The following is a 4,436-nucleotide window of genomic DNA, read 5'->3' on the forward strand; positions in this document are numbered from 1 at the left end:
AACAGCGCGCCGACCCGTACGTGCTCGGCGAGCGCATCGACCTGAACCCGGACGACGGACCCCAACCGGAGGAGGAGGAGTCGCAATGACGGCAGACACCGACCGCTGGCGGCGCAAGGTCGCCGCGTACCTGCACGACCCGCCCGAGAAGGCGCTGATCATGAAGCGCGTGGGCCACGAGCAGGGCACCGTCAAGGCGATGTTCAAGCGGCTATTTGGAACATCCACGATTCCCGACGATCTGGAAGCGACCGTGGAGCGGGCCGACTGGTGGGCAGCCGCGGCCGACCGCGCGCAGTGGCCGCGCGCCCTGAAGGACGCGGTGGTGTGGGCCAATGAGCCGGAGCTGGTTCATCCGCTATCCGGCGCGCGCTACGTGCTGCGAGGCCAGGTCGAGCTCACGGCGAAAGACGTGGTCGCCGTGGGAGCGATGCACACGAACGACGTCGTCGAACGCGTCCTCGGTGACAGCGGCGAGATCCGTGAGGACGACTGGAAGCGCCTCGCTCTCGCGCTGTGGCGCCTGCTTCCGGAGCCGCCGCCGCACGACGACCGCGCTGCGAAGTTCGGCGAGCTGTGGACGCTGCTGCCGGCCGACACGCGCGTACCGGACCACTCGATCTTCGAGCACCTTCGGCTCGCGTCTGCGTTCGCCGGCGCCGGTGACGATCCAGCGCTGATGCTCGTGAGCCTCGGGCCGGTGCAGTCGTTCATCGCCCAGGCGCGCAGCACGTCCGACCTGTGGGCGGGCTCGCATCTGCTGTCCAGGCTCGCGTGGGAGGCGCTGAAGCTCGTGTGCGAGGAGCTTGGGCCCGACGCTGTCGTGTTCCCCGATTTGTGGCGGCTTCCGCAGTGCGATGCATGGCTGGAGCACGGGCCCGCGAAACTGAAGATTCCAGACGAGTACCTACCGCCGGTCAAGAGCCCGGTATTTACGGACTCGCACCCACTGTTCTTTGCGTCGTTGCCCAATCGTTTCGTTGCGATCGTGCCGAGCGCCGAGGTCGACAGCCTCGCCGAGCAACTCGGCGGCTGCGTGCGCGACTGGGCGCTAAACCAGGCCAACGCCGGGTGGAACGAACTGCTCAACGCAGCGGACATCAAGGCCGACGATTCGTTGCGCGAATACGCATACCGGCAAATCGATGCACAGCTCGCCGGCTTTCCAGAGGTCCACTGGGCGGCGGTGCGCATCGGAGAAAAACCGGACGATCTGCGCGCCGCGCTCGCTCAGTTCTGCGACGGTGGCGAGCGCCCGGGCTGGTTCGGCACGGTGGCCGGCGGCCTCGTGCTCGCGGGCAAGGACGTGAAGGTGGACGGCGAGCCGTTTTTTGCGCCGAACGAGGGCGCGCGCTACCCGGCCGCGTACGACCTGCTCGAGCGCGCCGGCGCCGTCATCAAGGCGACCCGGACAGTCGAAGCGCTCACCCAGCAAGGTGACCGCTGTTCCGTGTGCGGCGAGCGTGAGTTTCTCGCGTTCAACAAGGAGGCGCGCAAGCACAACCGAAGTGATGGCCGAAGCGATCTGTGGCAGCGGATTGCCGAGCGCCAGCCGAGCCTGGCGCGACCCGGCGAGCGGCTGTGCGCCGTGTGCGCACTCAAGCGAGCGTGGCCGCGCCTGGCGCGCAACGAAATCGAAACTACCTTGCAGAAGCTCGGGAAAGACGCCGACGGCGAGCCCGTTCCGGATCGCCACATGCGGCGCTACGTCGTCTCGACCCACACGATGGCGCTCGCCCCGGCGCTCGATCGGATGATCGACCGCATTCGCGCCGGCGATACCGTCGGCCTGGACGGGCTGAAAAGCTCCCTCCCGGAGCATTTGCGCCCCGGGCAGCGGGGGGTTCGGCCGTCGGCACTGCCGCGCCGGCTCGCTAGCCGGTTGTCCGAGCTTCGCACGCAGCACGCGACCGAGGCGGACGTCATCCGCGCCCTGCCAGGCGCCCTCGACGCGCTGCGCGAGGCGATACACGGCTCGGAAACAGGTGCCGACGACGCGGACGAACGCGACGCGCGCAACCGGGCCGCGCGCGATCTTGCCGACCTCGAACGCGCGGTCAAGGACGCCGCCGGTCAGGCTCCCGATAGCTACTACGCCCTGGTCCTCATGGACGGGGACCGGATGGGCGCGTGGCTCGCGGCCGACGCCGACGGCCCGGTCGGGCGACCACCGCTGCGTGATCGGTTCCACTCGACGTTCGAGCGGGCCGCGGACGAGATCGCGCAGCGAGGGGAAGGACTCGAGCGTCTGTTTCGCGAGCGACCGGGCCCGTCGCCGGCCTACCACGGCGCGGTGTCGCGGGCGCTCAACGCGTTCAGCCTGCACGCCGTGCCGTTTGTCGTCGAGCGCTTGTTTCACGGCAAGGTGCTCTACGCAGGTGGCGACGACGTGCTCGCCATGGTCGGCGTGCGCGACCTGCTCGGCGTCATGCAGCTTCTGCGCTGCGCGTACTCGGGCATCGAGCCACCGGCCGACCCCGCGGGCGCGTGGCGCGAAGCCTGGCTCGACGACCGGGCGAAGGAGTTTGCCCGCCGTCGCCGCTTCGATCTCCGGAACGACCACATGCGCCTGTCGCTGCGCACGGGCTCGGGCGAGCGTCTGCACCGCATGCTCGGCCACAAGGCCACCGCGTCGATGGGCGTGGTCATCGCGCACCACATGGACCCGCTCGGCGCCGTCCTGCGCGAGCTGCGCGAGGCCGAGAAGCGCGCCAAAGCCGCCGGCCGCGATGCGTTTTCGATCGCGCTCGCGAAGCGCTCGGGCGGCACGTCGCGCTTCACGTGCGGGTGGCACGTGGGCGCGGGCGGCGACGGCGCCTACCGGTCGGCGCTCGACGTCCTGCGCGATCTGCGCCAGGCGTTTGCCGGCAGCACCTCGCGCGGCGCGGCTTACGCCGCGCCGGCGTGGACGGACCCGCTCGTCGGCAGCGCCCGGCTCGACGACGGCGAGTTGATCGCGCGCATCGCCGAGCCGACGCGCTACATCCTGCGGCGCCAGAGTCGCGATGGGACCGACAGAAGCGCCGCACCGCGGCGGGCAGACAGCCTCGCAAAGCTCACGGCCCGAGAACGCGCCCGGCGCAACGACAGCGGCAGACGCGGCCGGTTCGACGCCGGGGCGTTCGTCCGCGACGCTCTCGGGGTGGCCGAGTTTCTGGCGCGCGCCGCGCGAAGGCCGCGCGAAGCCGGCAAGTCCAAACCCGCGGCCGACGGCGCCGTGGTCGACAGGCAGGAGGCGAGTCGATGACGACGGAGTGGATTCAACTCGAGCCGATCGACGTCGTGTCGTTTCGCGGCAACCACCTGTTTGCCGGCTCCGCCCACGGCGCCGCGCTCATGCCCCCGTGGCCTTCGGTGTTCTCGGGGGCGCTGCGCTCGCGCATGCTCGTGGACGCCGGCGTCGACCCGCACGCGTTCGCGCGAGGCAAGGCCGGCGACGCGCGCGTCGAGCAAGTCCTCGGGTCGCCCGACGAGCCGGGCTCCTTCGGTGTCGTCGCGGTCGGCATCCGCGCGGTCGTGCCGCCGCTTACCGAGGACGGGGAGCGCGATCGCGCGCGTGCGGTCACCGATGTGTGGTTTCCGGCACCGGCGGATCTGCTCGTCGTGGACGATGAAGTGGGCCGCTTGTTCGCCGAGCCGATGCGGCCGGTACCGTTCGACGCGCTGCGCGCGCGCGGCTCCGCGCCGCTGTCGCACGTCCCCGTGGCGCGCATGGGCGGCCGCCGCAAGCCGGCGACCGGCGCGTTCATCGGCGCGCGCGGCCTCGCGATGCACCTGCGCGGCGAGCGCCCTGCCGGCGAACACCTGTGTCGCTCGTCTGATTTGTGGAAGCGTCAGACCCGGGTCGGCATCGGCCTCGACGCCGGTACCCGCTCGGTCGAGGAAGGGCTGCTCTACAGTGCCGATGCGATCTGCCTCGCCCCCGCGAGCGACCCGACCCGCGACGCATGCGGCGCGTTCGTAGTCGGCACCCGCGGCGGCGGCGATCTGCTGCCGCGCGGAGGGCTCGTGCGCCTCGGCGCCGACGGTCGCGCGGCGCGGGTCGCCCCGTGCGAGGCCGGTCACCTGGCCGCGTTGTCGCACCCCGGCGCGATCGATCGCCGATTTCGCGTCGTGCTCGCCACGCCCGGCGTGTTCGGCGGCGGCTGGCGCCCGCCGGGGATTGGCGACGACAACGTACTCGAACACCGCAGTATGCGCGCGCGTCTCGTGTGTGCCGCGGTCGGACGCGCTGGCGTCGTGAGCGGCTGGGACCTGGCGAACTGGCGGCCGAAGCTCGCCGAGCGCGTGGTCGCCGCCGGCAGCGTGTACTGGTTCGAGGTGGAAGAAGGCGACCCGGCCGAGGCGCTCGCCGACCTGGGCGAAAACGGTTGGTGGGCCGTCATGGATGACCAACATCGTGCGCGCTGGGCGACCCGGCGCGCCGAGGGATTCAA

General features: G+C 71.3%; 2 protein-coding genes. Both read left to right on the plus strand.

The annotated features are described in order from the left end of the window. Nucleotides 1–85 precede the first annotated feature (85 nt). Nucleotides 86–3,247, plus strand: a complete 3,162-nt coding sequence (gene cas10, locus D6689_14905; protein ID RMH40075.1) for a type III-B CRISPR-associated protein Cas10/Cmr2 — start codon at nucleotides 86–88, stop codon at nucleotides 3,245–3,247. Further along, on the plus strand, nucleotides 3,244–4,436 hold a 1,193-nt coding region (locus tag D6689_14910), incomplete at its 3' end, for a type III-B CRISPR module-associated protein Cmr3 (protein ID RMH40076.1). The genes cas10 and D6689_14910, both read left to right, overlap by 4 nt.

Source organism: Deltaproteobacteria bacterium (assembly GCA_003696105.1).
Classification (GTDB): Bacteria; Myxococcota_A; Polyangia; order Haliangiales; family J016; genus J016.